Below are 25,380 nucleotides of genomic sequence, written 5' to 3' on the forward strand. Positions count from 1 at the left end.
CGGACCGGGGGCCTCTTCCCGCATCGGCAGTGGCTAGGCGAGGGCGGCGCGGGCGCGTTCCCGGCACTCCCGCAGGGTGAGGCCGGCCAGGGCCTCGCGTACGGCCGGGACGCACACCGGGGCCATGGACAGGCTCGTCACCCCCAGCCCCACCAGCAGCGGCGCCAGCAGCGGGTCGCCGGCCGCCTCGCCGCACACGCCCACCGGCTTGCCCGCCTCCCGTCCCGCCTCCGCGCACATCGCGATCAGCTCCAGCAGGGCGGGCTGGCGCGGGTCGAGCAGGTCGGCCAGGGCCGGGTGCTGGCGGTCGGCCGCGAAGGTGTACTGGGCCAGGTCGTTGGTGCCGATGCTGAGGAAGTCCACCTCCTGCAGCAGCCGCCGTGCCCGCAGCGCCGCGCCCGGCACCTCGACCATCACGCCGACGGTGGCGATGCCCTTGGCGCGGGCGCGGCGGGCGAAGCCGGACGCCTCGCCCATGGTGGTGACCATGGGCGCCATCACCCACGCCTGCGCGCCGGTGGCCCGGGCCGCCTCGGCGATCGCGTCGAGCTGCGTGTCCAGCACGTCGGGCAGCAGGCGATCGACCCGCAGGCCGCGGACACCCAGCGCCGGGTTCGGCTCCTCCGGCAGTTCCAGGAACGGCAGCGGCTTGTCGGTGCCGGCGTCCAGCGTGCGGACGACGACCGTCTCCGCCTGCCGGAACACCTCGGCGTAGGCCGCCACCTGCTCCTCGAACGAGGGCGGCTGCCTGCGGTCCAGGAACAGGAACTCCGTGCGGAACAGGCCCACGCCCTCGGCGCCCGGCCGCAGGTCCGCCGCCGAGCCGACGTTGAGCATGAGCTTCACGGGATGGTCGTCGGCGGTCCTGCCGGGGCCGCTGCTCGCCGCCAGCCTGGCCTTCTCGGCGCGGTCGCGCTCCCTGACCTCGGCCGCCTCGTCCTCGGTGAGGCCGACGGCGACCTCGCCGGTGGTGCCGTCCACGCCGACGACCGTGCCGTCGGGGACGTCCAGGATCCCCGGGCAGGCCACGACCGCGGGCAGGCCGCGGCCGCGGGCGAGGATCGCGGTGTGGCTGGTGGGGCCGCCGCGCTCCGTGATCAGCGCCAGCACGTCGGGGCCGAGGCCGGCGGTGTCGGCGGGGGAGAGGTCCTCGGCCACCAGCACGTACGGGTGGCCGGGCGCGGGCAGGCCGGGCATGGGCAGGTCCAGCGCGAACGCCACCGCCCGGTGCTTGAGGTCGTCCAGGTCGGCGGCCCGCTCGGCCAGGTAGCCACCGAGCGCGGCGAGCGCCTCCCGGTGACCGGAGAAGGCCGCGTCCAGGGCGTGCGCCGCGTCGAGCCCTCCCCGGGCCCGCTCCTCCGCCTCCTCCCGCAGCATCGGGTCGTCGGCGATCATGGCGAGCGCCTCCAGGATGTCGGCCGCCTCGCCCGACGACTCCCCGGCGCCGGCGCCGGCGGCTCGGACGGCGGTGGCCCGCCGCCCGAGGTCTTCCGCCACCGCCTCCAGGGCCTTGACCACCGTGGCCGCCTCGGCGCCGGGGTCGGTCACCGGCCGGGGCGCGGGGAGCCGCGGCGGCGCGGCCATCCGGATCAGCGGGCCCGCCGCCCGCCCCTGGCTGACGCCGAGCCCGGTGAGCCGCCCGACGGCACCCGCCCAGGGGCCGCTGTCAGGACGGGTGCCGCCGCCACTGGCCCCCGGCCCGGCATCGCTCCCCCTCTCTACGACGCCCCCACGCCCACTCTCGCCGGCGGTGGCGCGCCCGCCGTCGGTCGCGCTCGGGTCGGCGGCAGCATGTCCGCCGTGGGTCCCGCTCCCGCTTGCGGCTACGCGTTCGCCCTCGGGCCGGTGCCCGCCGTCGGTTGCGTGCCCGCCTTCGGCCGCGTGTTCTCTGGTGGCACCGCCGCCAGCTTGGGGGTCGCGCCCGCGCCGCGCGCCACCGCCGGGCAGCGTGTCGCCGCCGATGGCGTGGACGGCGGACGCGGCGCCGGAGCCGTCGGGGAACGGCAGGTCGAGGTGGGATGGGGAGCCGGGGGCGGAAGGCGGGGGTGGGAAGCCGGGCTGCGGGGCGGGGGTGTCAGGCATCGAGGGCCTCTTCCGCGTCCAGGTCGCGCGAGAGCAGCGCCACCAGCGCGTCCAGCGCCTCCTCGGCCCCCGGCCCGTCCGCTTCCAGCGTCACCTCCGTGCCCTGGACGACCCCCAGCGACAGCACCCCGAGCATGCTCTTGGCCGGAACCGCCTTGTCGCCGGCCCGCACCGTCACCGGCACTCCGAGCCGCACCGCCTCCTGCACGAACAACTTGGCCGGACGCGCGTGCAGGCCGCTGGCGGAGGCCACGGCGACCGTTCGCTGTGCCATGACAACGCTCCCCTCAGGGTTCGATCGTGACTTTGATGGCCGCGCCCCGGCTGACGAGGTCGATCCCGTCGAGCACGCGGGGCAGCGGCAGCCGGTGGGTGATCAGGTCGGAGACGACCACGGCCCCGGAGGCCACCAGCCGCAGCGCCTCGGCGTTGTGGGCGGGGCTGGAGCCGTTCGCGCCGACGATGGTCAACTCGCGGTAGTGGACCAGGTTGGAGTCGAGCGAGATGATCGGCGCGTCCTTGGGCAGGCCGCCGAAGAAGCTGATCCGCCCCTGCCGGGCGGCCATCCGCACCGCCTGCTCCTGCGCCGCCCCCGACGCCGCCGCCGTGATCACCACGTCGGCGCCCCGGCCGCCGGTCAGCTTGAGCACCTGCTCGACGGGGTCGGCGTCGATGGCCGCGTCCGGGCGCACCAGCTCGGCGGCCATCGACAGGCGCTGCGCGTTGACGTCCACGAGGAAGACCCGGGCGGCGCCACGCGCCCGCGCCAGGCGGACGTGCAGGCAGCCGATCGGGCCCGCGCCCATCACCACCACGTCGTCGCCCGCGCCGACGCCGGCGAGCTCCTGCCCGTTCAGCACGCAGGCCAGCGGCTCGGCGACGGACGCCTCCGCGTACCCGACGCCGGAGGGGATGGCGTTGACGCCGTTCACGGCCAGGACCTTGGCCGGGACGATCATGTACTCGGCGAAGCCGCCGTCGTAGTGGTAGCCCATCGACTCCTGGTTGGGGCAGACCGTCAGCCGGCCCCGCAGGCACTCGGCGCACGACCCGCACGGGATCGCGGCGATCACCTGCACCCGCGCGCCCGTGTCCACGACCTCGCCGGCGATCTCGTGGCCCATCACCCGGGGCGGCCTGATGTGGTGGTGGCCGAACTTGTAGATCTTGGCGTCCGTGCCGCAGGTCGAGCAGTTGCGTACCCGGATCTTCAGCTCGCCGGGCCCGGCGACGGGCTCGGGCGCGTCCTCGATCCTGATGTCGCCCGGGGCGTGGAATCTGGCGACCTTCATGTGAGCTCCTTCATCACCTGCGACACCTCGGTGGCCTCGCGGAGCGCCTTGGCGCGGTCGGGGTCGAGCAGGATCTCGGCCAGCGACGCCAGCAGCGGCACGTGGCCGCCCTCGCGGGCGGCGATGCCGACGCACAGGACGACCTGCTCGCCGTCCCAGTCCACGCCGCCGGGGAAGCGCACCACGCAGATCGCGTCGCGCTTGATGTCCTCCTTGGAGGCGTTCGTCCCGTGCGGAATGGCGACGCCCTCGCCGACGTACGTGGAGATCGACCGCTCGCGTTCGAGCATCGCCTCGACGTACGGCTCCGCGACCGCCCCCACCTCGACCAGCACCCGGCCGCACAGCCGGATGGCCGCCTCGCGGTCGGGGGCGCTCTCGTGCAGCAGCACCGCCCGCGGGTCGAGCAGGTCGTCACGCATCGACCGTGCCGCCGTTCTTGATCGTGTTCACCAGCCGGGTCACCGCCGGGTCCCCGAGGAAGATCTGGAACGGCACCAGCACCTTCCCCGGAGCCGCGGCCCTGGCCCGGGCGGCGAGCCCGGCGTGGCACAGCACCACGTCGGCGTCGTCCGGGATGGAGCTGACCGGGGTGTGCTCCACGGTCACGCCGCTGTCCTTGAGCTGCTTGCGCAGCTGGGACGCGAGCATGACGCTGCTGCCCATCCCCGCGTCGCAGGCGACGATGATCTTGTGGATGTCCTTGCTGTCGATGCCGGCCATGGCTCACGCCTCCTTGGTGGCGGGTTCGGTGACGGTTTGCTCCGAGCCTTCCTCCGAGCCCGGGGTGTCATCCTTCTTCTCGCCCCTGCCGAAGCCGAGCAGGACGGCGGCGACGGCGAACGTCACCGCCGTGGCGACGAGGATGCCCAGACTCGAGCCCAGCCAGCCGCCCCTCGGCGTGACCGCGAGGTAGGCGAAGATGCTGCCGGGCGACGGGGTGGCGACCAGGCCGGCCCCGGTGATCATGAACGTGAACACCCCGGCCGCGCCGCCCGCGATGACCGCCACGATGAGGCGCGGCTTCATCAGCACGTACGGGAAGTAGATCTCGTGGATGCCGCCGAAGAAGTGGATGATCATCGCGGCGGGCGTGCTCGGCCGCAGCTGGCGCGGCCCGAAGAGCAGGAAGGCCAGCAGCAGGCCCAGCCCCGGGCCGGGGTTCGACTCCAGCATGAACAGGATCGACTTGCCGTGCTCGGCCGCCTGCGCCACGCCGAGCGGGCTGAGCACGCCGTGGTTGATGGCGTTGTTCAGGAACAGCACCTTGGCCGGCTCGATCAGCACGGACGCCACCGGCAGCAGGTTGTTGACGATCAGCCACTCGACGGCGTTGCCCGCGGCCGTGGTGACCGCCTGTACGACGGGCCCGATGCCGAGGAACCCGACCACCGCCATCGCGCCGCCCACGATGCCGGCGGAGAAGTTGTCCACCAGCATCTCGAACCCGGCCTTGGTCCGCGCCTCCGTGAACTTGTCCACATATTTCAGGATCAGCGCGGTGAGCGGGCCAATGATCATGGCGCCGAGGAACATCGGGGCCTCCGTGCCGACCACGACGCCCATCACCGCCACCGCGCCGACGACCGCACCGCGCTGCCCGTGCACCATCCGGCCGCCCGTGTAGGCGATGAGGACCGGCAGCAGGGTCGAGATGATCGGGCCGACCATCTTCGCGAGCGTCTCGTTCGGCAGCCAGCCGGTCGGGATGAACAGCGCCGTGATCAGGCCCCAGGCGATGAACGCGCCGATGTTCGGCATGATCATGCCGGCCAGATGGCCGCCGATGCGCTGGATGGTGGCCTTGACGCCGGTGCCGGTGACCGGAGGTGTGTAAGTGTCGGCCATGGGACTTGCTCCTTCTGGGGGATGAGCGTGGATCAGCCGCTTTCGCCGGGCTAGGGGAGTGGAGCGGGTGCGGACGGGGTGCCGAGGACGGGGAAGGCGAGGGGCCGGGCCGGGTCGGGAGGGCCGACCGTGACGGCGGCGTCGTCGATGTCGGCGGGCCCGGGCATCCGGCTGCCGGGCAGGCGCACGGCGGCCGCGCCCCACGCCAGCGCCCGTGCCAGCGCCTCCCGGCCGCTCCCGCCGCCGGCGAGGAAGCCGGCCAGCATGGCGTCGCCCGCGCCGACGGAGCTGCGCGGCTCGCTCACCGGCGCCTCGCCGTGCCAGACGCCGGCCTCCTCGACGAGCACGGCGCCGTCGGCGCCCAGGCTGGCCAGGACCGTGCGCGCGCCCGCGGCCCGCAGCTCGCTCGCGGCCTTCACCACGTCGCCGAGGGTCTGGATGGGCAGGCCCGTGACGCCGGCGAGCTCCTCGAAGTTCGGCTTGACCAGGGCGGGCGCCGCGTCGAGCGCGCAGGAGAGCGCGGCCCCGCTGGTGTCGACCGCGACGTGGATGCCGGCCCCGGCGAACCTGCGGCACAGCCGGGCGTAGACGTCGGCGGGCACCTCGGGCGGCAGGCTGCCCGAGGCGACCACCCAGTCCGCCTCGTGGGCGGCGGCGAGCACGGCGTCGGCGATCGTGTCCAGCTCCTCGGGCGACAGGGCGCCGCCCGGCTCGTTGATCTTGGTGATGGTGCCGTCGGGCTCGGCCAGCGTGACGTTCGACCGGGTCGTGCCCGCCACGGGGACGGTGACCATGTCGAGGCCCTCGGCGGCGAGCAGGCGGACGAGCTGCCTGCCCTCGTCCCCGCCGTACGGCACCACCGCGCGGCTCGCGATGGCGTTGGCGAGCAGGGCGCGCGAGACGTTGACGCCCTTGCCGCCCGGGTCCAGGTGGGCGGCGGCGGCGCGGATGACCGCGCCCCTGTCCAGCGCGGCGATCTCGATGGTGCGGTCGAGGCTCGGGTTGAGCGTCAGAGTGAGGATCACGCCCTGATCACCTCCGGGCCCGCCGCCGTCAGGTCGGCGGCCAGCGCGGGGTCCAGCCCGGTGTCGCTGATCACCACGTCGATCTCGCTCAGCTCGGCGAACGTGGCCAGGTAGGTGTTGGTGAACTTCGTGTGGTCGGCCAGCAGCACGCTGCGCTGCGCGGCCTTGACCATGGCCCGCTTGATCGCCGCCTCGGCCGGATCCGGCGTGGTCAGGCCCCTGGCCACCGAGCAGCCGTTGGTGCCCATGAACGCCACGTCCACGTTGAGGTGGGCCAGTGGGCGCAGCGCCCAGTCGTCCACCGTGGCGAGGGTGTTGCCGCGCAGCCGGCCACCCAGCATGATCACGTGCAGGTTGGCGCGGGCGGCCAGGGCCGTGGCCAGCGGCGGCGAGTTCACCACGACGGTGAGCTCCCGGTCGGCCGGCAGCACCTGGACCAGCCGGCCCGTGGTGGTGCCCGCGTCGATGATCACTGAGCCGTCCTCGGGCAGCTCGGCCAGCGCCGCCTTGGCGATGCGCTCCTTCTCGGTCGTCATCACCTCGTCGCGGGCGGCCAGCGCCGGCTCGAACCCGAGCCGCTCCACCGGTATCGCGCCCCCGTGCACCCGGCGCAGCACGCCCGCACGCTCCAGCGACGTCAGGTCGCGGCGGATCGTCTCGGTGGTCACGTCGAGCTCGGCGGCCAGCGTCACCACGTCGACGCGGCCCGCGGCCCGCGCTCTGCGCAGGATCTCCTGCTGCCGCTCCTCGGCGTACATGTTGATTCACCGCCGTTTCGGTTTGGTTTCCTCTGTGTTTATACCCGTTTTCGTTGGAAGGTCAAGGGTGGGTGGGTAAAATCTGGTAGTTATAGGCGGATGCGCATCAAGCCCTTGGCTGCCGCGGCGGTGGCCCTGCCCCTCCTCGCCGCATTCGCCCTTCCCGCCGGGGCGGCGGCCAAGCCGCCGCGCGTGCCGGCCGGGACGACGGCGGCGTGGGTGGTGTTCGACCGGCAGGCGGGCACGTTCGCGGCCGCGCGGAACGCGCACAGGAAATACCGCTCGGCGTCCGTCGTGAAGATCCTCATCGCGATCGACTACCTCGAGCGGCGCAAGAGCGTGCCCGCGGCCGACGCCGGGCTGCTGAAAGTGATGCTGCGGTCCAGCGACGACGACGCGGCCTCGGCGTTCTGGAACCGGGGCGGCAAGGGGCAGATCATCGTCCGCACGGCCCGCAAGCTCGGCCTCGCCGACACCACGCCGCCGCCCGCCTCCAAGCCCGGCTTCTGGGGCTACACCTCGCTGAGCGCGTACGACATCGTCCGCACCTACCGCTACTTGCTGGACAAGGCCGACGCCCGGGTCAGGGACACCATCCTGGGCCACCTGCGGCAGGCCGCGCCGTGCGGCACCGACGGCTTCGACCAGACCTTCGGCATCCCGGACGCGGTGCCGCGGCCGTGGGCGGTCAAGCAGGGCTGGTCCGGGTTCGGCACGACGCCGCCGATCAGGTGCGACGCCCGGGCGGTGGGCGCGCCCATCTCGTGGATCGCCCAGCGCGCCACCGGTTCGGGCGTGCCCGACTACGGCCGCCCCGTGCTGCACACGACCGGCCTGGTCGGCAAGGGCGAGCGGTACGTCATGGCGGTGCTGACGGCCCACCCGGCCGGCGGCACGTGGAGCTCCTCCGTCAAGCGCATCACCACGCTGACCCGCGACCTCTACCGCAGCCTCTCCTGACCGCCTGAGCTTCTCCGCCGCCGCCGGCCGCGATCCCGCGGCCGGCGGTTCAGCGCCCGCCCCCTTCAACCCGCCGTTGCCCAGACTCCCTTCTATCTGTTAGATATATCTACCAGATAGAAGGGAGTAGTCGATGGCACGGCGAGATCAGACGGAGATGGCGGTCCTGGGTGCCCTCAGCATGCAGCCGATGACGGCATATGCCCTGCGCGAGGCCATCAGGGAAGTGCTCGGACACTTCTGGAGCGAGAGCTTCGGCCAGATCTACCCCACACTCAACGCCCTGGAGAAGGAGGGGCACGTCCAGCGCCAGGAGGGGCCGCGCGCCCGATCGTCGATCTTCCAGCTCACCGATTCCGGCCTGACCCGCCTGCGCGACCTGCTGAACGAGCCGATCAAGGCCGTGCCGCCGCGCAACGGGCTCCTGCTGCGCCTGTTCTTCGGCCGGCAGCTCGGCGTCCGCCGCTGCCGGGAGCTCCTCGAGGAGGCCAAGGCCGACGCCGAGCGGCGGCTGGCCGAATACGACGCCCTGACGCGCACGGTCTCCGAGGAGGACCGGGACTCCCCGGATCTGCCGTACACCCTCATGACCATCTCGGCGGGCCGGCACGGCGCCGAGGCCGCCGTCGCCTGGGCCGAGGAAGCCCTGGCCCTGCTCGACACCCTCCCCGAGAACGGAGAACCCCGATGACCGCGGTCATACCGGCCCCGCCCGCCGTCTCCCGACATCGCGCCCGCGTCAACTTCGCGATCTTCGCCGTCGTCGTGGCGGGCGGCGGCTGGGTGTTCGCCGCGCTGGACCGGGCGGCCGGAGAGTCGACCGGCGCCGCCACCACCACCTCCACCAGCGGCAGCACGCTGGGGCAGGGGCTGTGGTTGCTCGTCCCGGCGCTCACGGCGCTCGCGCTCCACTTCTTCGGCAAGGACGGCGCGGGACCGCTGGGCCTGACCTTACGGTTCGCCGGTCGCGTCCGCTGGTTCGCCTTCGCGGTCGCGCTCTACCCCGCCGCGACAGCCCTCTGCGTGGCGCTCGCGACGGCCACCGGCGCCGCGACGTTCTCCCTCACCCCCGCTGCGGGCAAGCCCGCCCTCGCCGAGGCGTTCGCCGCCGCGCTCGCGTTCCTCCTCGTCAAGAACCTGCTGGAAGAGCTGATCTTCCGCGGGTACGCCACCCGTACCGCCATGGCGCTCGGCCTGCCCGGCATCGCGCCGCACGTGCTCGTCGGCGTGCTGTGGGCAGTGTGGCACCTGCCGCTCTACCTCGTGTGGATGCGGGCCGCGGACTTCGCCGTGACCACGAGCCTGCCGTGGGTCTGGTTCCTGCCGCTCTTCAACGCCGGCATCGTGGCCGTGGCCGTCCTGTACGGCGAGCTGCGGGTGCGTACCGGCTCCATCTGGCCGGGCGTGGCCATGCACACGGTGAGCAACGCGCTGGTGACGCCGCTCCTGCTCAACGGCCACCTGCGTCTCGAGGGCCATGCCGACGCGTGGATCGGGATCGCGTCCCACTCGATCGCCTCAATGGTGATCTTCGGCGGCCTCGGGCTCCTTCTTCACCGTCTCCGTTTGGGGAAGCAGGGGGTGGTTCCGGGCCGACCGGAAAACCCCGGGCGTGCGCGCTAATGATCGTGATAGGGGTGGGAGATGACGGAGTCAACGCGCGCACTCGACCGGGTGCTCAAGGAGGCGGGCGGATCCGAGGTCCTCGACGTCCTGTCCGAGCGCCTGTCCGGCGCCGACCTGACCACGCTGCTGCTGGAGGTGATGCGCCGCCGCGTCCGGGCCCTGTCCCCGGCCGACGTGCTGCGCCGCTATGGCCAGGACCGCTTCGTCGCCCCCGCTCAGGTCCCGTTCCGCAGCTTGCGGCGCGTGGAGGACGCCGTGTTGTCGGCGCTGCCCGCCGACGTCGAGGTCGTCACGCTCGCCCCGGTGGCGCCGCTCGGCGCCTGCTCGGCGCTCGGCCCGGTCGACCAGAACAAGGTCGTCTCCACCATCAGGAACAGCGAGGTCGCCGCCGACCCCACCAACGCGCTCGCCCTGGAGGCGGCGGCGCGCCGCCGCGCCGCGAAAGGGGCCGAGCCGGTACGGCTGGCCGCCCTGCAGCGCGTCGCACGCGCCCAGCGGTTCGACGGCGCCGCGAGCCACGCCCACTTCACGCTGTTCGCCCTGGTGACCGCAGGCCGCGACACCGGGGACCTGACCTTCGAGCGGCAGCACGCGGCCGAGCACCTGCGCATCCTCGCCGACGCCGTACGCGCCTGCGGGATCCCGGACCCCCAGGCCAGCGTCACGGTCCTGGACGAGCGCTTCGAGCGCATGGCCGCGCCGCTCGCCACCACACCGGACCCGGAACGGCAGAGCGGCCGCGGCTACTACACCGGCCTGTGCTACAAGATCTACGGCAACGGGCTGGAGGTCGGCGACGGCGGGTTCGTGGACTGGACGGCGCGCCTGCTCGGCAACCGCAAGGAACGCCTGCTGATCAGCGCGCTGGGCCTCGACCGGCTCGCCCCGTCTTGATCGGCCCACGTCATGACGTTTCGTCACATGGGACGTCATGACTGGCAGACGACGTGGGGCCGGCCGGAGGGGGTTGACGGCGGCCGGGAGGGGTTCCCGTTCAGGGGCCGCCCCCGAGGAGGGCGTGCTCGGCCGCCGCCTGCTGCTCCAGGCGCACCTTCTTGGGCACGCACATCCGCCACGCCTCCAGCACCAGCTCGCGCATCTCCGCCACGTCGAGGGCGGCCATGCGCGCCACCACCCAGTTGAAGCGGAGGTCGGACTCCCTCGGCATGAGGAACTTCTCCGGCTCCGCCGCCACCAGCGCCTCGCGTTCCTCCTTGGGGAACCCGAAGCCCATCAGCGTCTCATCCCGCGAGAACGCCACATAGACGATCTTGCCTACGCGGAACTTGACGCGATCCCTGATGAGGTGCTCGGACGTGCGCGGGAGCGTGCGCGCGAACTGCCGTACGTCGTCGACGGTGATCACACCGCCACGTTACCGGTTGCCTTCGGCGGCCGAAATGTCGGCGAGCGCCGAGCTCGGGTCGCGCTCCATCGCGAGGTCGCCGAGGCTGACGATGCCGACGGCGCGGCCGTCCTCGACCACCGGCAGGCGGCGCACGGCGTGCGAGCGCATGAGCTGGACCGCCTGGTCGATGCTGGTGTCGGGGCCGACGGCCTCGACGGACGGGCTGCACGCGTCGCGCACCGGCGTCTGCGGGCCCTTCTCGTCGGCCACCACGCGCACCGCGATGTCGCGGTCGGTGACGATGCCGGCCATGCGTCCGTTGTCGTTGACGATCACGGCGCCGGCGTCGTTGTCGCGCATGAGCGCGGCGGCGACGGACACGGGCTGGTCGCCCTCGACCGTCGCCGGGTGGGACGTCATGACATCCCCTACGGTCTTCGCCATCGTGGAATCCTCCTGTCGGTTCGGTCCGGCAGACCCCCTACCCGGGCGACTGAGTGATTCACGTGCGGAGGGTCTTGGCCGCCAGGCGGATCTCGTCGAGGAGCACGGTCAGGTCCCGCTCGGTGGTGTCCGGGTGCAGGAAGCAGGCCCGCAGCGCGTCGCGGCCGCCCAGCCGGGTGCCGGTGAGGAACGCGTTCCCGCGGGCCTGCACCGCGTCGGGGAGTGCCCGGTTGAGCGCGTCCAGCCCGTCGCCGTCGTGGGGGCGGTGGCGGAAGGCCGTGATCGACGTGGTGACCGGGGCGAGCAGCTCGAAGTCGGCGGCCTCCTCCACCATGGCGGCGAGCCTGCGGGCCAGGCCCGCCGTGTGGTTCACCAGACCCACGATGCCGGAGCGGCCCAGGTGGGACATGGTGGCCCAGGTCTTCAGCGCGCGGAACGGGCGGGTCTGCTCGGGTCCGTACTCGGCGAACCAGCCCAGCTCGCCGGCGTTGTCGTCGATCAGGTACGACGGCACCAGGCTGAAGGCGGCCCGCGCGGCGCCCGGGTCGCGCAGCAACGCGCACCCGCAGCCCACCGGCACGCCCAGCCACTTGTGCGGGTCCAGCGCTAGGGAGTCGGCCCGGTCCAGGCCCGCGTAGTGCGGCGCGGCGCCGTCGGCCAGGATGCCGAGCGCGCCGTACGCGCCGTCCACGTGGAACCAGAGCCCGTGCTCGGCGGCCACGTCGGCGATCTCGCCGAGCGGGTCGACGGCGCCGGAGTTGACGGTGCCCGCGCTGCCCGCCACGCAGAACGGCCGCCGCCCCGCCGCGAGGTCCTCGGTCACCATGGCGCGCAGCGCGCTGACGTTCATCCGGTACGCGGCGTCCACCGGCACGATGCGCACGTGCCGCGTCCCCAGGCCGAGCAACTGGGCGGCCTTGTGCAGGCAGCTGTGGCCCTCCTCGGTGACGTACATGACCATGGGCGGCCGGCCGGACAGCCCGTCCTCGCGGGCGTCCCAGCCGTCGGCGAGGGCGGCCCGCTGGCGTGCGCCGGCCAGGCAGATCACCGTGGCCATCGACGCCCCGCTGGTCAAAAGCCCGCCGCCGGGCGGATGCGGGAATCCGGCGAGCTCGGCCAGCCACCGCACCACCGCCCGCTCCAGGTGTGGCCCGGCGTGGTCGCCGCCGGCGCAGCTCGGGTTGAGCGCGGCGGCCAGCGGCTCGACGAGCACACCCGCCGGGTTGGGCGGCGAGTTCACCCAGCCGAAGAAACGGGGGTGGCCGTTGCCCATCGGGTGCGGCAGCACGTGCGTGCGGGCGTCCTCGAGCAGCTCGTCCAGCGGACGTCCGGCCTCCGGCAGCTCCTGATCGCTCAGCCAGGCGCGCTCGGCGGCCGGCACCGGCTGCCAGACCGGCCGGTCGGCGAGGCCCGCGAGGTGCCCGGCGGCGATCGCGGCCGCCTTCGCGCCGGCCACCCGAAGGTCCTCGCCGTGCGCGCCGTCCTGGTCGGCGCCGGTCGGATGCGCGGCGGCCGCGTTCGGGGCGGGCGGGCGCAGGTCATGCATCGAACGGTTCCTTCCGTGGTTCGTGGTGCCCGGCCCCTCCCAGCTCCATGGCCAGGTAGTACACGCAGGCGACGGCGCCGTCGTTGGCGAAGGCGTGACGGCAGTCGCCCGGGTAGTAGCACGCGTCGCCTTGCTCCAGCACGTACGCCCTGCCGTTGATGGTCAGCCGCAGGCTGCCGTGCTCCACCGCGAGGTACTCCCGTGACCCGGGCGCGTGCGGCTCGAACTCGCCCGCGTCCACGCCGGGACCGATGGTGGTGCGCATGAACTCGAACTCCACGTCGCTGAGCACCGGTGACAGCACCCGCCGCTCCCAGCCCGACGGGTCGCGCAGCACCCGCTGCTCGCCGTGGCGCAGCACGCGCATGGCGCCGTGCGCCGGCTCGTCGAGCAGCCGCGCGATCGACGTGCCGAGGGCCGTGGCGAGCCGGTCGAGCACCAGCACGGTCGGCGTCTTGGCGCCGCGCTCGACGTCCGACACCATGCTCCTGCTGATGCGGCTCAGCTCCGCGAGCCGCTCGATCGACAAGCCGCGCGCCCGTCGTTCGCCGCGAATCCGCTGTCCCAGCTCGGCCATCGACAGGCCGGTGGACAGGACCCCTTCGCCGTCCATTCCTCCACTATAGCGGTGTCTCGTCCGCTACAGCGGAGGGGGACTCCTCCCGGTAGGCGGCCAGCACCTGCTTGCGCCGCTTGGCCGGCAGGCGGTCGATGTAGAGGTGACCGTCGAGGTGGTCGGCCTCGTGCTGCAGGCAGCGCGCCAGCAGCCCGGTGCCCTCGACCGTGACCGGCGCGCCGGCGGCGTCGAACCCGTGGACGGTGGCGTGGTCGGGGCGGGGGAGCGGGGCGTACTGGCCCGGGACGGACAGGCAGCCCTCGTCCCCGGCGTCGAGCCGGCGCTCGCCGACCCCCGGCAGCTCCAGCGTGGGATTGACGACGACGCCCTTGTGATGCACGCCGTCGGCGTCCGGGCAGTCGTAGACGAACACGCGCAGCGGCACGCCGATCTGGTTGGCGGCCAGGCCCACGCCCTCCGCCGCGTACATGCTCGCGAACATGTCGTCGACCAGCGCCGCCAGCTCCTCGTCGAACCGGGTGACCGGCTCGCACGGCTGATGCAGCACCGGGTCGCCGACGCGCGCGATCGGCCGGACCTCTCCCACGACCAACGCCTTCCTCGAAGCCGCGAACTTCCGCCACGAGTCTACGAGACGTTCGATGTCTCACATAACAAGACATATTCTCTTGAATGGTGAGACTCGGTTAGGGTGATCGTCGTCGGAGCGAACGAAGGAGTTTGGCGATGGACGCCGTCTACACTCACGGCCACCACGAGTCGGTGCTGCGCTCTCACCGCTGGCGCACCGCCGAGAACTCGGCCGCGTACCTGCTGCCCCACCTCGAGCCGCACATGAGTCTCCTCGACGTGGGCAGCGGCCCCGGCACGATCACCGCCGACCTCGCCGGCCTGGTCGGGCACGTGACGGCGTCCGAGGTCACCGCGGAGGCGCTGGAGCTGGCCAAGGCCGAGGTGACCGGCAGAGGGCTCGCCAACGTGGACTTCGCCGTCGCCGACGTGCACGCGCTGCCGTACGACGACGACACCTTCTGCGTGGTCCACGCCCACCAGGTGCTCCAGCACGTCGGCGACCCGGTGCAGGCGCTGCGCGAGATGCGCCGGGTGACCAAGCCCACGGGGTACGTGGCGGCGCGCGACAGCGACTACTCCGCCTTCGCGTGGTATCCGCGGATCCCGGAGCTGGAGGAGTGGCTGGCGCTGTACCTGACGGTCGCGCGGGGGAACGGGGGCGAGCCGGACGCCGGCCGGCGGCTGCTGTCGTGGGCCAGGGCGGCGGGCTTCGAGGACGTCACCGCCACCTCCTCCACCTGGTGCTTCGCCACGAAGGAGGACCGCGCCTGGTGGGGCGGCATGTGGGCCGAGCGGATCCAGCGCTCGGCGATGGCCGAGAAGGCCCTGGCCACCGGCGCCGCCACGGAGGCCGGCCTGCGGCGGATCGCGGACGGCTGGCTGGAGTGGGCGGCGGCCGAGGACGGCTGGCTGTCCATCCTGCACGGCGAGATCCTCTGCCGCGCCTGAGAGGTCACAGGCCCAGGGTGCGCGCCCGCTGCCACTGCGGGTCCCGGTAGAGGACCATGTCGGAGCCGACCATCTCGTCGGGTGCCGAGAGCATGGTGATCTCGCCCGCGGCCTGCAGCTGCAGCAGCAGGTCGCGCACCCGGGGGCCGACGGGCAGGCGCCCCGGGGACAGCCCGAGGCCCGCCCGGACCGTGTCGGCGATCTCCGACAGGTGGAACGGCCCGTCGAAGCGGGCCACGATCCCGCGGACGACGCTCATCGTGATCAGGTGCTCGGCCTCGGCGTAGGCCAGCTGCCAGGTGAGCTGCTCCCGGCGCCGCCCGGTGCCCGCGCACGCCGTGCAGTCCCGCACCAGGCCCGGCGCCATCTCCTCCTCGGCGGAGCCGAGGCAGGCCGAGCACTGGTTGTTCTCGGCGGCGTGGAGCTCGGCCACCATGCGGCCGCCCAGCACGACGCCGCAGTCGCAGGCGAAAGCCTCACCGAGGATGCCGCTCTGCGGGGAGATCGTATGCTTCGTCACCGAGCCGACTCTACCGGGGACGGGCGGGCCTCACAGGCGGAGGTCGGCCAGGCCCCGGAGCCGCCGCAGCGCCTTGCGGGCCGCCGCGGCGATCCGCTCGTCCGGATGGTGGTCGATGAACACCTGCAGCACCCGGCCCGTCCACGGATGGTCACCGAACGCCAGGACCGCGATCGTGCCGGCCTGCTCCTCGGAGTTCATGCCCATGGCGATCGACTTGATCACCTCGCTCGCCGCGTCCCCGAACTCCAGCAGCGCCGCCGCCATGTCCACCAGCACCCAGGCGATCTCCTCGGGCACCGGCTGCCGGTCCGCGTTCCCGGTCCTGGCCGCGATCACCGCGCCCAGCTTGGGCTCCTCCAGCAGCCGTGACAACGCCAGCCGGCCCTCGTCGCCGAAGTCCGACCACAGCAGCTCCACGCCGACCGCCCGGCTGAGCGGGCTCACCGTGGCGAGCGCCGAGGCGATCTCCTCCGCCGCCGCGGCCGTGTCCCTGCCCTTCAGCCACCCCGCCAGCTCCTCGCCGCGCTCGGCCTCGGGATAGGCCCGCAGGGCGTGCAGCAGCGCCGCCGCGTCGCTGTCCGCGAACGACCCCATGACCGGGATGTCCTGCCCGGTGGTGTCCGCGATGATCAGCCGCGCCGCCCACAACCCCAGCCAGCTCAATGTGTACGGCTCCGCCTGGCGCACCAGCCCCAGCCCCGCCAGCGTCTCGGGCACGTCGCCCTTGACCGGCTCGCGCGAAAGGAACAGCCGGATGAACTCCAGCAGCAGGCCCTCGTCGGCGGCCAGCCGCTCCCGGCAGTGATCCGCCCAGGCGGCCAGCACCGCCGCGTCGTCGCCCTCCGGTTTCAGCTCCTCGGCCAGCGGGGCGGCGCGTACGGCCGCGGCGAGCGTGGCCTCGTCGGGCAGCCGGATCGGGGGCTGCAGGGGCAGCGTGTCGTCGTCGTAGGACCTCACGAGCCCATCCTGTCGCGATATTTCCGCTAGAGTGCCCGCTGACGCCGAAAAGTCGGAAGAAAGGAGGCGCTGAGATGTTCGGCATTGCCCCGGGCGCTCGCAGCGCCCGCTTCTACTTCTCGGAGGAACTGTGCATTTCCGTCCCGCGGTCGAGGCCGATCTAGACCGCCTGCTCGGCTGCGTCGTCGACGAGTCCATCAGCTGGGCCCACCCCGAACGCCTGCTCTCGTTCCTGGAGAGCGGCAACTACCGCTACGACCGCACCTGGCTGGCGGTGGACGGCGAGGACATCCTGGCCCGCGCCGTCTTCTGGGGGTTCCCCGGCGGCGACAAGCCGCTCGCCATGGACTGCCTGTACGTCCACCCGTCCGCCGCCGACCGCGTGGGGCTGGCCGCCGAGCTGCTGCGCCACGCCCACGCCGCCTTCGGGGAACGGCCGGCGTACCACGTGTTCGTCTCCAACGGCTGGCGCGACGACCCGCGGGCCGCCGCGGCGATCGCCTGGCGATGGGAGGCTGCCGGCCGCGCCGGGCTCACCGAGGAGCTGGAGCGCCTGCGCTACGAGTGGACGGCCGACGAGCCCGTGCCCGAGCCGTCGGACCGGCTGGAGTTCCGCGGGGATGACGACGACGAGGCGTTCGTGGCCGCGTTCCGGCGGGTCGCCGAGGGCACGCTCGACCACTACACGCGGCAGGCGCTGGTCACCATGGACCCCGAGGCGCAGGCGCGGCAGGACGTGGAGGAGTACAAGTCGATGCCGGGGGAGCGGTCGTGGTGGCGGCTGGCGTACGCCAAGGACGGCTCTCTGGTCGGGGTCGCGCTGCCGTCGGCCAACAACGGCGGGCCCGTGGTCGGCTACCTCGGCGTGGTGCCCGAGCACCGCGGCCACGGCTACGTCGACGACCTGCTCGCCGAGATCACCCGCTTCCACGCCGAACGGGGCGTGCAGCGGATCGCGGCCGACACGGACAGGGGTAACGTGCCGATGGCGCGGGCCTTCGAACGCGCCGGTTACCGAAATTTCGCCATCCGGCTGGTCTTGTCCGCCAAACCGGAAATCGCGGCCGACGATCGGGATCCCGTGAACACGTGATGCGCACGGGCCGTCGTACCCGTCATTGTTGATCACATGACCTGGGACATGGAGAAACTCGACCTGGACGCGTACCTGACCAGGATCGGCTACGACGGCCCGCTCGCCCCCACGGCGGCGACGTTACGCGCCGTGCACCTGGCGCACGTCCAGGCCATCCCGTTCGAGAACCTGGACGTGCTCCTCGGCCGGGGCGTCCGCCTCGACCTCGGCAGCCTGCAGGACAAGATGGTGACCGGGCGGCGCGGGGGCTACTGTCACGAGCACAACCTGCTGTTCGCCGCCGCCCTCGAACGCCTCGGCTTCACCCTGAAACGCCACCTGGCCAGGATCCGGCTCGGCCGCTACCACCTGCCGCGCTCGCACGCCACGCTCACCGTGGCGGCCGACGGCCGTACGTGGCTGGCTGACGTCGGGTTCGGAGGTGATGGGCTGGTGGAGCCGATGCCGTTCGAGGACGGCGCCACACTGGAGTCGGGGCCCTGGCGGTGGCGGCTGGGGCGCGACGGCGACTTCTGGGTGCTGCATTCGGGGCCTGCTTCGCGTGAGACGGAGCTGTACGCCTTCCGCCCCGACGAGCCACACTTTCCAAGCGACTTCGAGGTGGCCAACTTCTACGTCTCGGAGCACCCGCAGTCGCCGTTCCGGCACCACGTCCTCGTCCAGCGGACCACGGCGGGCACGCGGATCCGGCTGGAGGATCTTCCAGTGACGACCGCGGAAGAACTGGCAACGACCCTGCGCGACCGCTTCGGCATCGAAATAGCGGACCGGGACGCGCAGGCCGTTCTCCCTAAGCTTCCGACCTGACCATCCACACCCATGGGCACGGGAGCCACGCCTCCGCAACCGGCCTCCGGAGCCAGCCCAGAGATCGGAACTGCCTGAGCTGACCACCGCCCCTTGCTTGCTGATGAGAGCATTCAGCTCGGCCCAGAATGCGTCATCGGCGGGGCGTGGCCGTGCAGAATCGTCTTCATCAAGTTGTGGATCGTACGGTGACTGGTTGATCCGTTCGGAGAAGAGCCCGCGCTGGCGGGTGAGCGTCACCGTGTGCGGGCAGGGTAGCGCGCTGCCGACATAGACATACTGGTCGTAGCCGACGTGGACGAAGAAACTGGTCCTCGGCCTCCAAACGACACCAGGCACCGTTATCGCGCAGCATCGCCCGGACCAATTCCAGGGCGACAGCCATCGGCACCTGCGCGCCGTCGTGGTAGCCGGTCAGGTCGGGCGGGAACAGCCCGGCCAGGCCGTGACCGTCGATCGGAGGGTATACACCGAAGATGACGGAGCCGGTCACCCCCGGCTCCCGGATGGTGAGGTGGGTGATGCCGGTTTCTTCGGCGAAAGCGGCCACAGACGCTAGGTAGGCCGCTTCCACAGGGCCGTGATCGCTGTACTCGTCCTCGGGACCGACGTAGTGACCGTGCTCGTTGTGGTCGGCCGGGTCGTACTTGGTGATGCGGTAGACATGGACTTATGGCGGTTCGATCACCGGTCGGATATGCCTCAGGTGAGGATGCCTGTGAGCCGGGACCCGGCCGTGGGAGCGTTCACCGTCCCCATTTTGGCCAGCTCTGGTCTTCCCGCGATACTCAACGTTGCTGAGATGGCTGCACTTGGCCTCCTGACGACGTCTGTCGTCAGGGTCATCGCTATGTCTCTGGCGAGGGTACAGCCCTGTCCGTCGACCAATCGTGGACCGGAGAGGTCCCGACTGCGGGCTATTAGGATGCGCCGGCCATCCATGTGCCAATGACACACCAGGCTCGGCGCCACCCTGCCAATTCGTGAGTATTTGCATGAGACGCATGGGGACGCGGCTACATCGACAGATGAATGGTCGATGAGATGGTCGTTTCTCTTCTGGTCGGAGTTGAAGGTGTGCTTGTCCCCAACTTTCTTACCAGGGTTGCGAAAGGCATTGTTCGTCCAGACGACAGCGGATATGGCGACTTTGTCGATCGTCCACGACGTGGGTGGCGCCGGGGGCGTTACAGTCAGCCGCCAATGTGGCTGAACGGGTGTGGCCCGGGACCGTGAAGTTGCCCCATCGACCTCTTGCTTGAGCAGTTCCCTTTCATCGGTACGCCCCATGAAGTCTGACGGATGTTCCTCCACCTCTATGGTAACCTGGATGATCCTGAGGCCGTTGTGATGCGTAGGTTAGCCAGTGCCATCTTGGCGACAACGCTCCTACTGAGCTGTTCAGCGCAGAGTCACGAGGAGCGGGATCCCCCCGTTGAATCAGAAGCCCGGGCGTTACCTTCGGCCAGCACCCCTCCCTTCAAGGAACGGGCCCTAGCGGACTTGAGACGGAAGGTCAAGGGGAAGATTCTACTTTTTCACGCTGACGAGAAGGCGGAACAGGCTGACTGGGCCGCCAGGGTGAGGGTCGGCACCTATTACAAGGTGGCGGTGGATTGCGTTGGGTCCGAGGGGAATCTGGTCGTTAGAGTCACCGATGGATTAAATGTGGTTCGCCCATGCTTCGCTGGTTATACCACATGGACCGTCGACGACCTTCCGAGGAAAGCACCCAGGAACTACAAGCTAACGGTCCAGGCGCCACGGGGAGCCAAGTGGGCAATACTCGTCGTGCGCTTGCCGTGATGCAGCAATATCTCCGGGACATGCGTTGGATGTTCATCAGACTTGATACTCCGAACCGATCTTGACTATTGAGCTTCTAAAGAAGCGATCACGTAGACGTATCCTTCGTCACCATGGGCCTTGCTTTTACCCTCAGTACCGGTATGGCGAGCGATCCAGCTGCCTTTCACACCCAAGAACCACGACCGACGCGGTGTCGCCTACCACGAGGAACGTTGCAAGAGCACGGCAGGGGGACCAATAAGGCCCTACCTCAAACCCGTGGTTGCCACCGGGAACGCCATCAGCCGATCCCCGCGCCGCCAACCCGCAAGCTGACGGCGGTCAGCAGTTCCTGCATCTGCTCAGGTGAGGCCACGACGGAGGGCTCGGTCTCCTTGCACACCTCGGCCTCCGGGGTGGCCTGGCCACAGCAGAACAGTCCCACTTCTCCTTGCCAGGTTGAGTACGTCGGCGTGCGCACGAGCTCGAGAAGGGTCTCCGAAGAGATGAAGACTCCCACCCGGTCGTCGCCGTCGGGCATGTCCAGCTCGAACCCAGGGGCGTGGTGAAGATCGGGGACGCGCCCTGGGTGCGACCGCGCATCGCGTCCTCTCAGCGCGCCCATTCCATACTCCGTATCCTTGGTCAGGACCGCCTTGCCCTGGTGCGCGAGCCGCCAAGGTCACGGGCCTGCCTACCTTGACCTCCGGGCGTACAGGGGCATTCCCGCAGGCCACAAGCATGGACCTGTCCGGTCTCAGGAGCCGGCGTCGCCGGGCTCATGGACCAGGACTTGCCTTGTCAGCTCTACGCGGCTGTTCACGTTCAGCTTGGCGAAGGCGTGGCGCAGGTGGCTGTCGACCGTGTGCGGTGACAGGAACAGCTCCGCGGCCACCTCCCTGTTCGTCATGCCCTGCGCGACCAACCGTGCCACCCGCAGCTCGGATGCCGTCAACGCACCCCACCCTCTGGCGGGCCGCCGCCGTGCGGCGCCTCTCACCGCGCCGCACGCCCGATAGATCTCGAGCACTTCCTCCCGCCGTCCCGCCTCCTCCAGCGCCGCCGCCAGCCCGAGCGGCCGCGGTCCTGCTCGATACAGCTCGATGGCGTCATCCAGCCTGCCGTCGGCGTGCGCGGCCCCCGCCGCCAGCGACACCACGCCGGGGTTGCGCTGGGCGAGATCGCGTACGCAGGCGATCACCCGCGGGTCCGCCCGCCATCGAGCGGCCATCCACGGCTCCTGCACCAGCAGGTACGTCAGCATCGCACCGGCCGGCACGACTCCCGTCAGAGGCACGCCCTCAGCCACCGGCCCGGTCACCGGTTTCTCGAGGAGCCGACGCCTCCAGCGCAGTTCCTCTGCCACCAGCCCCGGCCCGTCCCCGGCCGACTCGCGTCCGCGATCCAGGTGGCGCCGCGCGGTCTCCGGCTCGTCGCGGAGGAGCGCCACGTGGCCGAGGACTCCGTGCAGGGCTGGGACCAGGGCCATCGCCGACAGCTGGCCGGCCACCCGCAGCCCCGCCTCGGCCTCCGCCGCGGCGTCGTCCAGCCGCCCCCACGCCAGGAACAGCTCGGCCCTGAACCGGTGCAGCAACGGCAGCGACCACGCGGTCCCCAGCCGGCCGGAGTCCCGCTCGACGACCGCGTAGACGCCCTCCGCCTCCTCGAACCTGTCCAGCGCCACCAGCGCCGCACCCAGCCATAGCCGCGGGTGCCGGTGAGCCGCCTCGCCGCCCGCCGCGTCGGCGAGTCGTACGGACTGTTCGGCATGGCGCAGCGCGTCGCTCAGGTCTCCGCGGAAGATCGCCACGGTGGAGCGTGCCTGCAGCCCCACCACCTGGGCGAACACCTCTCCCTCCGCGACCGCCCGCGCGGCGGCGACGTCGGCCGCGTCGACCTCTCCTGTCATCATCAAAGCGTGCGCCCGCACCGCCAGCAGCCGCGCCCGCTCCCGCACCGGCACGCCCGCCCTGCCCAGAACCCGCCCGGTTCGCTGGATGACGCCCCGATCGTCCCCGGCGTGCTTGAGCGCCTCGGCCAGCCCGAGCGCTATCCCGGCCTCCTCGCCGGCGGACAGCGGCGCCCGCGGCGCGTCGGCCAGCCGCCGCGCCTCCGCCAGCCGGCCGGCCGAAGCGAGCAGCCGCACCACTTCCGCGACGAGCCCGGCCTCCGTCACGCCCGCCGCCTGCATGCCCGCCGACCCGGCCTCCGTCACGCCCGCCGCCTGGCCGTCCGCTGGCCGGGCGTCCGACGCGCCCACTGCCTGGGTGTCCGCTGGGCGGGTATCCGGCGTTCCTGTTGCTTGGGTGTCCGCTGGGCAGGTGTGCGGCCTGTCCGGCAGCTGCGTGTCCGGCGCGTACGCGGCGCGGGCGTCGGCCGCCTGCGCGCTCGCCGGCCGGATGCCGGGCGATGGCGGGAGACTGGGCGCGGGTCCCGAGCCGGACAGTTCCATGGCGCGGAGCATCAGGTCGGCGGCGGCCGAGGGGGCTGTTTCCTTCATCTCGTCGGCCGCGGCGCGCAGCTCACGGACGGCCGCCACGTCGCCGACGCGGGCCCCGTGGCGAAGGTGCTCGGCCATCTCCGCCGGTGGCCGGCCCTCCGTCCGGAGCACGGCGGCCGCCTCCCGGTGCAGTGCGGTCCTGATCGCGGAGGGAAGCCCGCCGTAGACGGCCTCCCTGATGAGGTCGTGCCGGAACGCCAGCCGATCGTCCTCCTCGACCAGCGCGCCCGCCGCCACCGCCTCGCGGACGTGCGCGAGCACCGCGCCCGGTGCCACCCCGAGCGTCCCGGCCGCCTCGTGCACCGTGAACGGCCGCCGCAGCACCGAGGCCACCTCCAGCAGCCGCCGCGCCTCCGCGGACAGCCCGCAACCGCCGCTCGACCGCCGCGACGAACCCGGACGGCAACGCCAACCCGCCACCCGCCACACCCGCCCCGGCACTGACCAACCTCTCGCCGGTCACGCCCGCCCCGGCGCAGACCGGCTGGCCCGTGATCGTGGCCGTGCCGTCCGTGACCTCGATCCGCCCCTCGTCGCGCAGGCCCGTCAGCGCCTCCTCCAGCAGGAAAGGGTTGCCGCCGCTGGCCCGCGCCAGCTCCAGCACCGCGGGACCGGGCTCGGCCCGGAGCAACCGCCTGCTCAGCTCCGCCGCCTCCTCAGGTGTCAGCGGCGGCAGCGGCAGCCGCACGGCGGCGCCCTCGGCGATGAGCCGCTCCACCGCCTCCTGCTCCGGCAGGAGCCGCCGGCTCAGCAGCCACACCACCGGCGAGGCCGCCGACCCCGGCACGAGCCGCCGCAGAGCCAGGCAGGTCAGCTCGTCCGCCCACTGCACGTCGTCCAGGACGATCACAAGCCGGCGATCCCGGCTGAACCGCTCGATCGCCTCGCCGAGCCGCTCGATCAGCAGGAAGCCATCGCCGCCCCCGCCCTGCAGGGGGCCATCTTCGGTCGGCAGGAAGCCGCCTTCGGTCGGATGAGAGGCGACCTGGGCCGGTGGGGAGCCGCTGCCGGTGGGAGGGAAGCCGCTCCCGGTCGGCGGGGAGCCGGGCGAATGCCAGGGAACAGCGGTCAGAGGGCGGAGGAGGGTGGACAAGGGGGCGACGCGGTCCAGCTCGGTGGCCCGGCCGAACGCGACCGTCGCGCCCATCGACCGCCCGCGCCCGGCCGCCTCCTCCAGCAACCGGCTCTTGCCGATCCCGGCTGGCCCCTCCACCACCACGCACCCGGACCCGGCCGTCAGCACCCGGCCGACGACCTCGAGCGCGCCTTCCCTGCCGACCAGCGTCACAGCGCGGCCCCGGAGCCCATCCGCGCCCGTACCACCAGATCGTGCAGCGCCCTTTCGGCCGTCGCCCGCTCCGGCAGGGCCGAGGCGTCCCGTGCCTCCTCCAGCGCCGCCGTCATCCGCTCCACGTCCGCCTCCAGCCCGTCGACCGAAGGCGACCGCCCGTGCTCGGCGTCGCTCTTGAGCGCCACCAGCTCGGGCAGGTACGCGGGCCCGTACGCGTACAGCCGCGTCAGGTCGGCCTCCAGCTCCCCGGTACGCATGAGGTGCGTCCCCGTGGCCAGCACGCGGAAGGTGTAGAGCAGCGGTTTGAGCTCGGACGTCTTCAGATACAGCCGCCACTGCGTACGCGCGAACCCCAGGTAGTGGTGGGCGTGATGCCGCGTCAGGCACTCTGGCGCCAGCGCCACCAGTTCCTCGTGCACCGCCGACGACGTCACCACCAGCGGCGACAGCAACTGCTCCAGCACGTACCCATTGCGCCCGAGCAGCAGCCGGCAGAACTTGCCCAGGTCGTGCGTGACCAGGTCCATCTCCACGCCGTCACGCGTCCACGCTCGCTCCAGCGTCTCCGGCCCGTGCCGTAACCCGGCCACCTCATCGACCGGCAGCACGTGCACGCCCCGCAGGTCCACGTCCGAGTCGACCGACGGGAACCCGTACAGGTGCGCGCCGCTCACCGTCGCGAACGCCAGCGGGTACGGCTGCTCGCCGGGGACCTCCGCAAGCCAGCCGGGCAGCCGGTTCACAGGTTCTCCTTCCGCACGCCGATCAGGAACTCGTCGACCCGCTCCCGGTCCGGCTCCGCCGGCAGGACGCTCGCCGTGGCGGCCAGCTCGGCCGACAGGGCGGCCCGCCAGGCGTCCACCTCGGCCCACGGCACCTCGCCGCGCTTGATCGCCAGCAGCCGCTCCCGGTGCGGACCGACCTGGACCAAGGGCTCGCCGTGCCGCATCAGGTGCAGGCCGCTGAGCAGCAGCCGCAGCATGTGCATGGCCTGCTTCCACGTGGGCGCGGCCGGGTCCAGGCGGCGGAACTGCGCCTCGGCGTACCCGGCGAACGACCGCTGCGCCTTCGCGGACACGAACGCCTCACGCAGGTCGCGCAGCCGCCGCCCGGCCGGCGTGATCACCTCCACCAGCGGGGACCACAGGCACTCCAGGACGGTGGGGTTCGCGTCGAGGGCGAGCCGGCAGAAGCGCTCGACCTCCCAGGAGAACTGCTCGGGCAGCGGCCCGTCCCGGTGCGTGGCCGGCTTGTCCAGCCGCCAGAACGCCGCCGTGGGCGCCGCGAACACGCCCCGCCGGTCGGTGTCCGAGTCGTCGGTCTCGAGCCCGTAGGCCCGGGACCCCATGACGACGGAAAGGATCAGGTCATCACTCACCCGAACATCTTGC

The 25,380-nt window shown here is 72.2% G+C and carries 27 protein-coding genes; 7 read left to right on the plus strand and 20 right to left on the minus strand.

Annotation, left to right across the window (positions count from 1 at the left end; translation table 11 throughout):
* Positions 1 to 33: 33 nt before the first annotated feature.
* The 8 genes from ptsP to ID574_RS35675 are packed head-to-tail and all read right to left on the minus strand — an operon-like array spanning position 34 to position 7,005.
* On the minus strand, positions 34 to 2,082 hold the full coding sequence (ptsP, locus tag ID574_RS35645; protein ID WP_223167403.1) for a phosphoenolpyruvate--protein phosphotransferase: 2,049 nt from the start codon (positions 2,080 to 2,082) through the stop codon (positions 34 to 36).
* Positions 2,075 to 2,356: an HPr family phosphocarrier protein gene (locus ID574_RS35650; RefSeq protein WP_188193386.1), complete on the minus strand. Its 282-nt coding sequence runs from the start codon at positions 2,354 to 2,356 to the stop codon at positions 2,075 to 2,077. The genes ptsP and ID574_RS35650 overlap by 8 nt, the downstream gene beginning before the upstream one ends.
* Positions 2,357 to 2,369: 13 nt before the next feature.
* Entirely contained in the window at positions 2,370 to 3,374 is a 1,005-nt protein-coding gene (locus tag ID574_RS35655; RefSeq protein WP_188193387.1) for a zinc-dependent dehydrogenase, read from the minus strand.
* Positions 3,371 to 3,796: a PTS mannitol transporter subunit IIA gene (locus tag ID574_RS35660; RefSeq protein WP_188193388.1), complete on the minus strand. Its 426-nt coding sequence runs from the start codon at positions 3,794 to 3,796 to the stop codon at positions 3,371 to 3,373. The genes ID574_RS35655 and ID574_RS35660 overlap by 4 nt, the downstream gene beginning before the upstream one ends.
* The gene (locus ID574_RS60440; RefSeq protein ID WP_223167404.1) at positions 3,789 to 4,097 is read right to left on the minus strand and encodes a PTS sugar transporter subunit IIBC family protein; all 309 of its coding nucleotides are present in this window, start codon (positions 4,095 to 4,097) and stop codon (positions 3,789 to 3,791) included. Before ID574_RS60440 ends, ID574_RS35660 begins: the two co-directional genes overlap by 8 nt.
* A gap of 3 nt (positions 4,098 to 4,100) precedes the next feature.
* Positions 4,101 to 5,222, minus strand: coding sequence for a mannitol-specific PTS transporter subunit IIC (gene mtlA, locus ID574_RS35665; RefSeq protein ID WP_223167405.1), 1,122 nt, complete (start codon positions 5,220 to 5,222; stop codon positions 4,101 to 4,103).
* A gap of 50 nt (positions 5,223 to 5,272) precedes the next feature.
* A complete protein-coding gene (gene pfkB / locus ID574_RS35670; protein ID WP_188193389.1) occupies positions 5,273 to 6,247 on the minus strand; it encodes a 1-phosphofructokinase in 975 nt (324 codons plus the stop codon).
* On the minus strand, positions 6,244 to 7,005 hold the full coding sequence (locus ID574_RS35675; RefSeq protein WP_188193390.1) for a DeoR/GlpR family DNA-binding transcription regulator: 762 nt from the start codon (positions 7,003 to 7,005) through the stop codon (positions 6,244 to 6,246). The genes pfkB and ID574_RS35675 overlap by 4 nt, the downstream gene beginning before the upstream one ends.
* Before the next feature lie 99 nt (positions 7,006 to 7,104).
* Between ID574_RS35675 and ID574_RS35680 the strand changes: the two genes are divergently transcribed.
* The 4 genes from ID574_RS35680 to ID574_RS35695 all read left to right on the plus strand — a co-directional run bounded on the left by ID574_RS35680 (position 7,105) and on the right by ID574_RS35695 (position 10,485).
* Complete coding sequence (locus tag ID574_RS35680; RefSeq protein WP_188193391.1) at positions 7,105 to 7,965, plus strand: D-alanyl-D-alanine carboxypeptidase family protein; 861 nt, start codon at positions 7,105 to 7,107, stop codon at positions 7,963 to 7,965.
* Positions 7,966 to 8,098: 133 nt separating this feature from the next.
* Positions 8,099 to 8,656, plus strand: coding sequence for a PadR family transcriptional regulator (locus tag ID574_RS35685; protein ID WP_188193392.1), 558 nt, complete (start codon positions 8,099 to 8,101; stop codon positions 8,654 to 8,656).
* Positions 8,653 to 9,588, plus strand: coding sequence for a CPBP family intramembrane glutamic endopeptidase (locus ID574_RS35690; RefSeq protein ID WP_188193393.1), 936 nt, complete (start codon positions 8,653 to 8,655; stop codon positions 9,586 to 9,588). Before ID574_RS35685 ends, ID574_RS35690 begins: the two co-directional genes overlap by 4 nt.
* 21 nt (positions 9,589 to 9,609) lie before the next feature.
* Positions 9,610 to 10,485, plus strand: coding sequence for a hypothetical protein (locus tag ID574_RS35695; protein WP_223167406.1), 876 nt, complete (start codon positions 9,610 to 9,612; stop codon positions 10,483 to 10,485).
* Between the two features lie 100 nt (positions 10,486 to 10,585).
* Here the strand turns inward: ID574_RS35695 and ID574_RS35700 are convergent, their stop codons facing one another.
* From ID574_RS35700 to def, 5 genes are read right to left on the minus strand one after another with little or no spacing between them, the layout of a single operon-like run.
* Entirely contained in the window at positions 10,586 to 10,957 is a 372-nt protein-coding gene (locus tag ID574_RS35700) for an MmcQ/YjbR family DNA-binding protein (RefSeq protein ID WP_188193394.1), read from the minus strand.
* Between the two features lie 9 nt (positions 10,958 to 10,966).
* Positions 10,967 to 11,383, minus strand: a complete 417-nt coding sequence (locus tag ID574_RS35705; RefSeq protein ID WP_188193395.1) for a CBS domain-containing protein — start codon at positions 11,381 to 11,383, stop codon at positions 10,967 to 10,969.
* Positions 11,384 to 11,441: 58 nt separating this feature from the next.
* Positions 11,442 to 12,929: a pyridoxal phosphate-dependent decarboxylase family protein gene (locus tag ID574_RS35710; protein ID WP_188193396.1), complete on the minus strand. Its 1,488-nt coding sequence runs from the start codon at positions 12,927 to 12,929 to the stop codon at positions 11,442 to 11,444.
* Entirely contained in the window at positions 12,922 to 13,542 is a 621-nt protein-coding gene (locus ID574_RS35715) for a helix-turn-helix domain-containing protein (protein WP_188193397.1), read from the minus strand. Before ID574_RS35715 ends, ID574_RS35710 begins: the two co-directional genes overlap by 8 nt.
* Before the next feature lie 7 nt (positions 13,543 to 13,549).
* On the minus strand, positions 13,550 to 14,092 hold the full coding sequence (gene def / locus ID574_RS35720) for a peptide deformylase (RefSeq protein ID WP_188193398.1): 543 nt from the start codon (positions 14,090 to 14,092) through the stop codon (positions 13,550 to 13,552).
* Positions 14,093 to 14,232: 140 nt separating this feature from the next.
* Here def and ID574_RS35725 point away from each other — a divergent pair, with 140 nt between their 5' ends.
* Complete coding sequence (locus ID574_RS35725; protein WP_188193399.1) at positions 14,233 to 15,027, plus strand: class I SAM-dependent methyltransferase; 795 nt, start codon at positions 14,233 to 14,235, stop codon at positions 15,025 to 15,027.
* A gap of 4 nt (positions 15,028 to 15,031) precedes the next feature.
* On the opposite strand, the gene ID574_RS35730 is transcribed toward ID574_RS35725, so the two are convergent.
* Both ID574_RS35730 and ID574_RS35735 read right to left on the minus strand, forming a co-directional pair.
* The gene (locus ID574_RS35730; protein WP_188193400.1) at positions 15,032 to 15,547 is read right to left on the minus strand and encodes a hypothetical protein; all 516 of its coding nucleotides are present in this window, start codon (positions 15,545 to 15,547) and stop codon (positions 15,032 to 15,034) included.
* A gap of 30 nt (positions 15,548 to 15,577) precedes the next feature.
* Positions 15,578 to 16,507 (minus strand): hypothetical protein, encoded by a 930-nt coding sequence (locus tag ID574_RS35735; RefSeq protein ID WP_188193401.1) that lies wholly within the window; start codon positions 16,505 to 16,507, stop codon positions 15,578 to 15,580.
* Positions 16,508 to 16,637: 130 nt separating this feature from the next.
* Here ID574_RS35735 and ID574_RS35740 point away from each other — a divergent pair, with 130 nt between their 5' ends.
* Together ID574_RS35740 and ID574_RS35745 are read left to right on the plus strand one after the other, a co-directional pair.
* Positions 16,638 to 17,600 carry a GNAT family N-acetyltransferase gene (locus tag ID574_RS35740; protein ID WP_188193402.1) on the plus strand — a complete coding sequence of 321 codons (963 nt, stop codon included), beginning with the start codon at positions 16,638 to 16,640 and terminating at the stop codon, positions 17,598 to 17,600.
* A gap of 36 nt (positions 17,601 to 17,636) precedes the next feature.
* Positions 17,637 to 18,410, plus strand: coding sequence for an arylamine N-acetyltransferase family protein (locus tag ID574_RS35745; protein WP_188193403.1), 774 nt, complete (start codon positions 17,637 to 17,639; stop codon positions 18,408 to 18,410).
* 2,089 nt (positions 18,411 to 20,499) lie between these two features.
* Here the strand turns inward: ID574_RS35745 and ID574_RS35750 are convergent.
* From ID574_RS35750 to ID574_RS35770, 5 genes are all read right to left on the minus strand, one after another.
* Entirely contained in the window at positions 20,500 to 20,739 is a 240-nt protein-coding gene (locus ID574_RS35750; protein ID WP_223167407.1) for a CbrC family protein, read from the minus strand.
* 216 nt (positions 20,740 to 20,955) lie between these two features.
* A complete protein-coding gene (locus tag ID574_RS60445) occupies positions 20,956 to 22,776 on the minus strand; it encodes a LuxR C-terminal-related transcriptional regulator (RefSeq protein ID WP_336245583.1) in 1,821 nt (606 codons plus the stop codon).
* Positions 22,721 to 23,986: an AAA family ATPase gene (locus ID574_RS35760; RefSeq protein ID WP_188193405.1), complete on the minus strand. Its 1,266-nt coding sequence runs from the start codon at positions 23,984 to 23,986 to the stop codon at positions 22,721 to 22,723. The genes ID574_RS60445 and ID574_RS35760 overlap by 56 nt, the downstream gene beginning before the upstream one ends.
* Complete coding sequence (locus tag ID574_RS35765) at positions 23,983 to 24,732, minus strand: nucleotidyltransferase domain-containing protein (protein WP_188193406.1); 750 nt, start codon at positions 24,730 to 24,732, stop codon at positions 23,983 to 23,985. The genes ID574_RS35760 and ID574_RS35765 overlap by 4 nt, the downstream gene beginning before the upstream one ends.
* Complete coding sequence (locus tag ID574_RS35770) at positions 24,729 to 25,367, minus strand: nucleotidyltransferase domain-containing protein (RefSeq protein WP_223167408.1); 639 nt, start codon at positions 25,365 to 25,367, stop codon at positions 24,729 to 24,731. Before ID574_RS35770 ends, ID574_RS35765 begins: the two co-directional genes overlap by 4 nt.
* Positions 25,368 to 25,380: the final 13 nt, after the last annotated feature.

The sequence above is a fragment of the Nonomuraea sp. SYSU D8015 genome, assembly GCF_008065375.1.
Lineage (GTDB): Bacteria > Actinomycetota > Actinomycetes > Streptosporangiales > Streptosporangiaceae > Nonomuraea.

Excerpts from the sequence above, each read along its gene's own strand:
- ptsP (WP_223167403.1), bottom strand. The coding sequence starts at position 2,082 with ATGCCTGACACCCCCGCCCCGCAGCCCGGCTTCCCACCCCCGCCTTCC.
- ID574_RS35650 (WP_188193386.1), bottom strand. The coding sequence starts at position 2,356 with ATGGCACAGCGAACGGTCGCCGTGGCCTCCGCCAGCGGCCTGCACGCG.
- ID574_RS35655 (WP_188193387.1), bottom strand. The coding sequence starts at position 3,374 with ATGAAGGTCGCCAGATTCCACGCCCCGGGCGACATCAGGATCGAGGAC.
- ID574_RS35660 (WP_188193388.1), bottom strand. The coding sequence starts at position 3,796 with ATGCGTGACGACCTGCTCGACCCGCGGGCGGTGCTGCTGCACGAGAGC.
- ID574_RS60440 (WP_223167404.1), bottom strand. The coding sequence starts at position 4,097 with ATGGCCGGCATCGACAGCAAGGACATCCACAAGATCATCGTCGCCTGC.
- mtlA (WP_223167405.1), bottom strand. The coding sequence starts at position 5,222 with ATGGCCGACACTTACACACCTCCGGTCACCGGCACCGGCGTCAAGGCC.
- ID574_RS35675 (WP_188193390.1), bottom strand. The coding sequence starts at position 7,005 with ATGTACGCCGAGGAGCGGCAGCAGGAGATCCTGCGCAGAGCGCGGGCC.
- ID574_RS35680 (WP_188193391.1), top strand. The coding sequence starts at position 7,105 with ATGCGCATCAAGCCCTTGGCTGCCGCGGCGGTGGCCCTGCCCCTCCTC.
- ID574_RS35685 (WP_188193392.1), top strand. The coding sequence starts at position 8,099 with ATGGCACGGCGAGATCAGACGGAGATGGCGGTCCTGGGTGCCCTCAGC.
- ID574_RS35690 (WP_188193393.1), top strand. The coding sequence starts at position 8,653 with ATGACCGCGGTCATACCGGCCCCGCCCGCCGTCTCCCGACATCGCGCC.
- ID574_RS35695 (WP_223167406.1), top strand. The coding sequence starts at position 9,610 with ATGACGGAGTCAACGCGCGCACTCGACCGGGTGCTCAAGGAGGCGGGC.
- ID574_RS35705 (WP_188193395.1), bottom strand. The coding sequence starts at position 11,383 with ATGGCGAAGACCGTAGGGGATGTCATGACGTCCCACCCGGCGACGGTC.
- ID574_RS35710 (WP_188193396.1), bottom strand. The coding sequence starts at position 12,929 with ATGCATGACCTGCGCCCGCCCGCCCCGAACGCGGCCGCCGCGCATCCG.
- ID574_RS35715 (WP_188193397.1), bottom strand. The coding sequence starts at position 13,542 with ATGGACGGCGAAGGGGTCCTGTCCACCGGCCTGTCGATGGCCGAGCTG.
- ID574_RS35725 (WP_188193399.1), top strand. The coding sequence starts at position 14,233 with ATGGACGCCGTCTACACTCACGGCCACCACGAGTCGGTGCTGCGCTCT.
- ID574_RS35745 (WP_188193403.1), top strand. The coding sequence starts at position 17,637 with ATGACCTGGGACATGGAGAAACTCGACCTGGACGCGTACCTGACCAGG.
- ID574_RS35750 (WP_223167407.1), bottom strand. The coding sequence starts at position 20,739 with ATGCCCGACGGCGACGACCGGGTGGGAGTCTTCATCTCTTCGGAGACC.
- ID574_RS60445 (WP_336245583.1), bottom strand. The coding sequence starts at position 22,776 with ATGGCCGAGCACCTTCGCCACGGGGCCCGCGTCGGCGACGTGGCGGCC.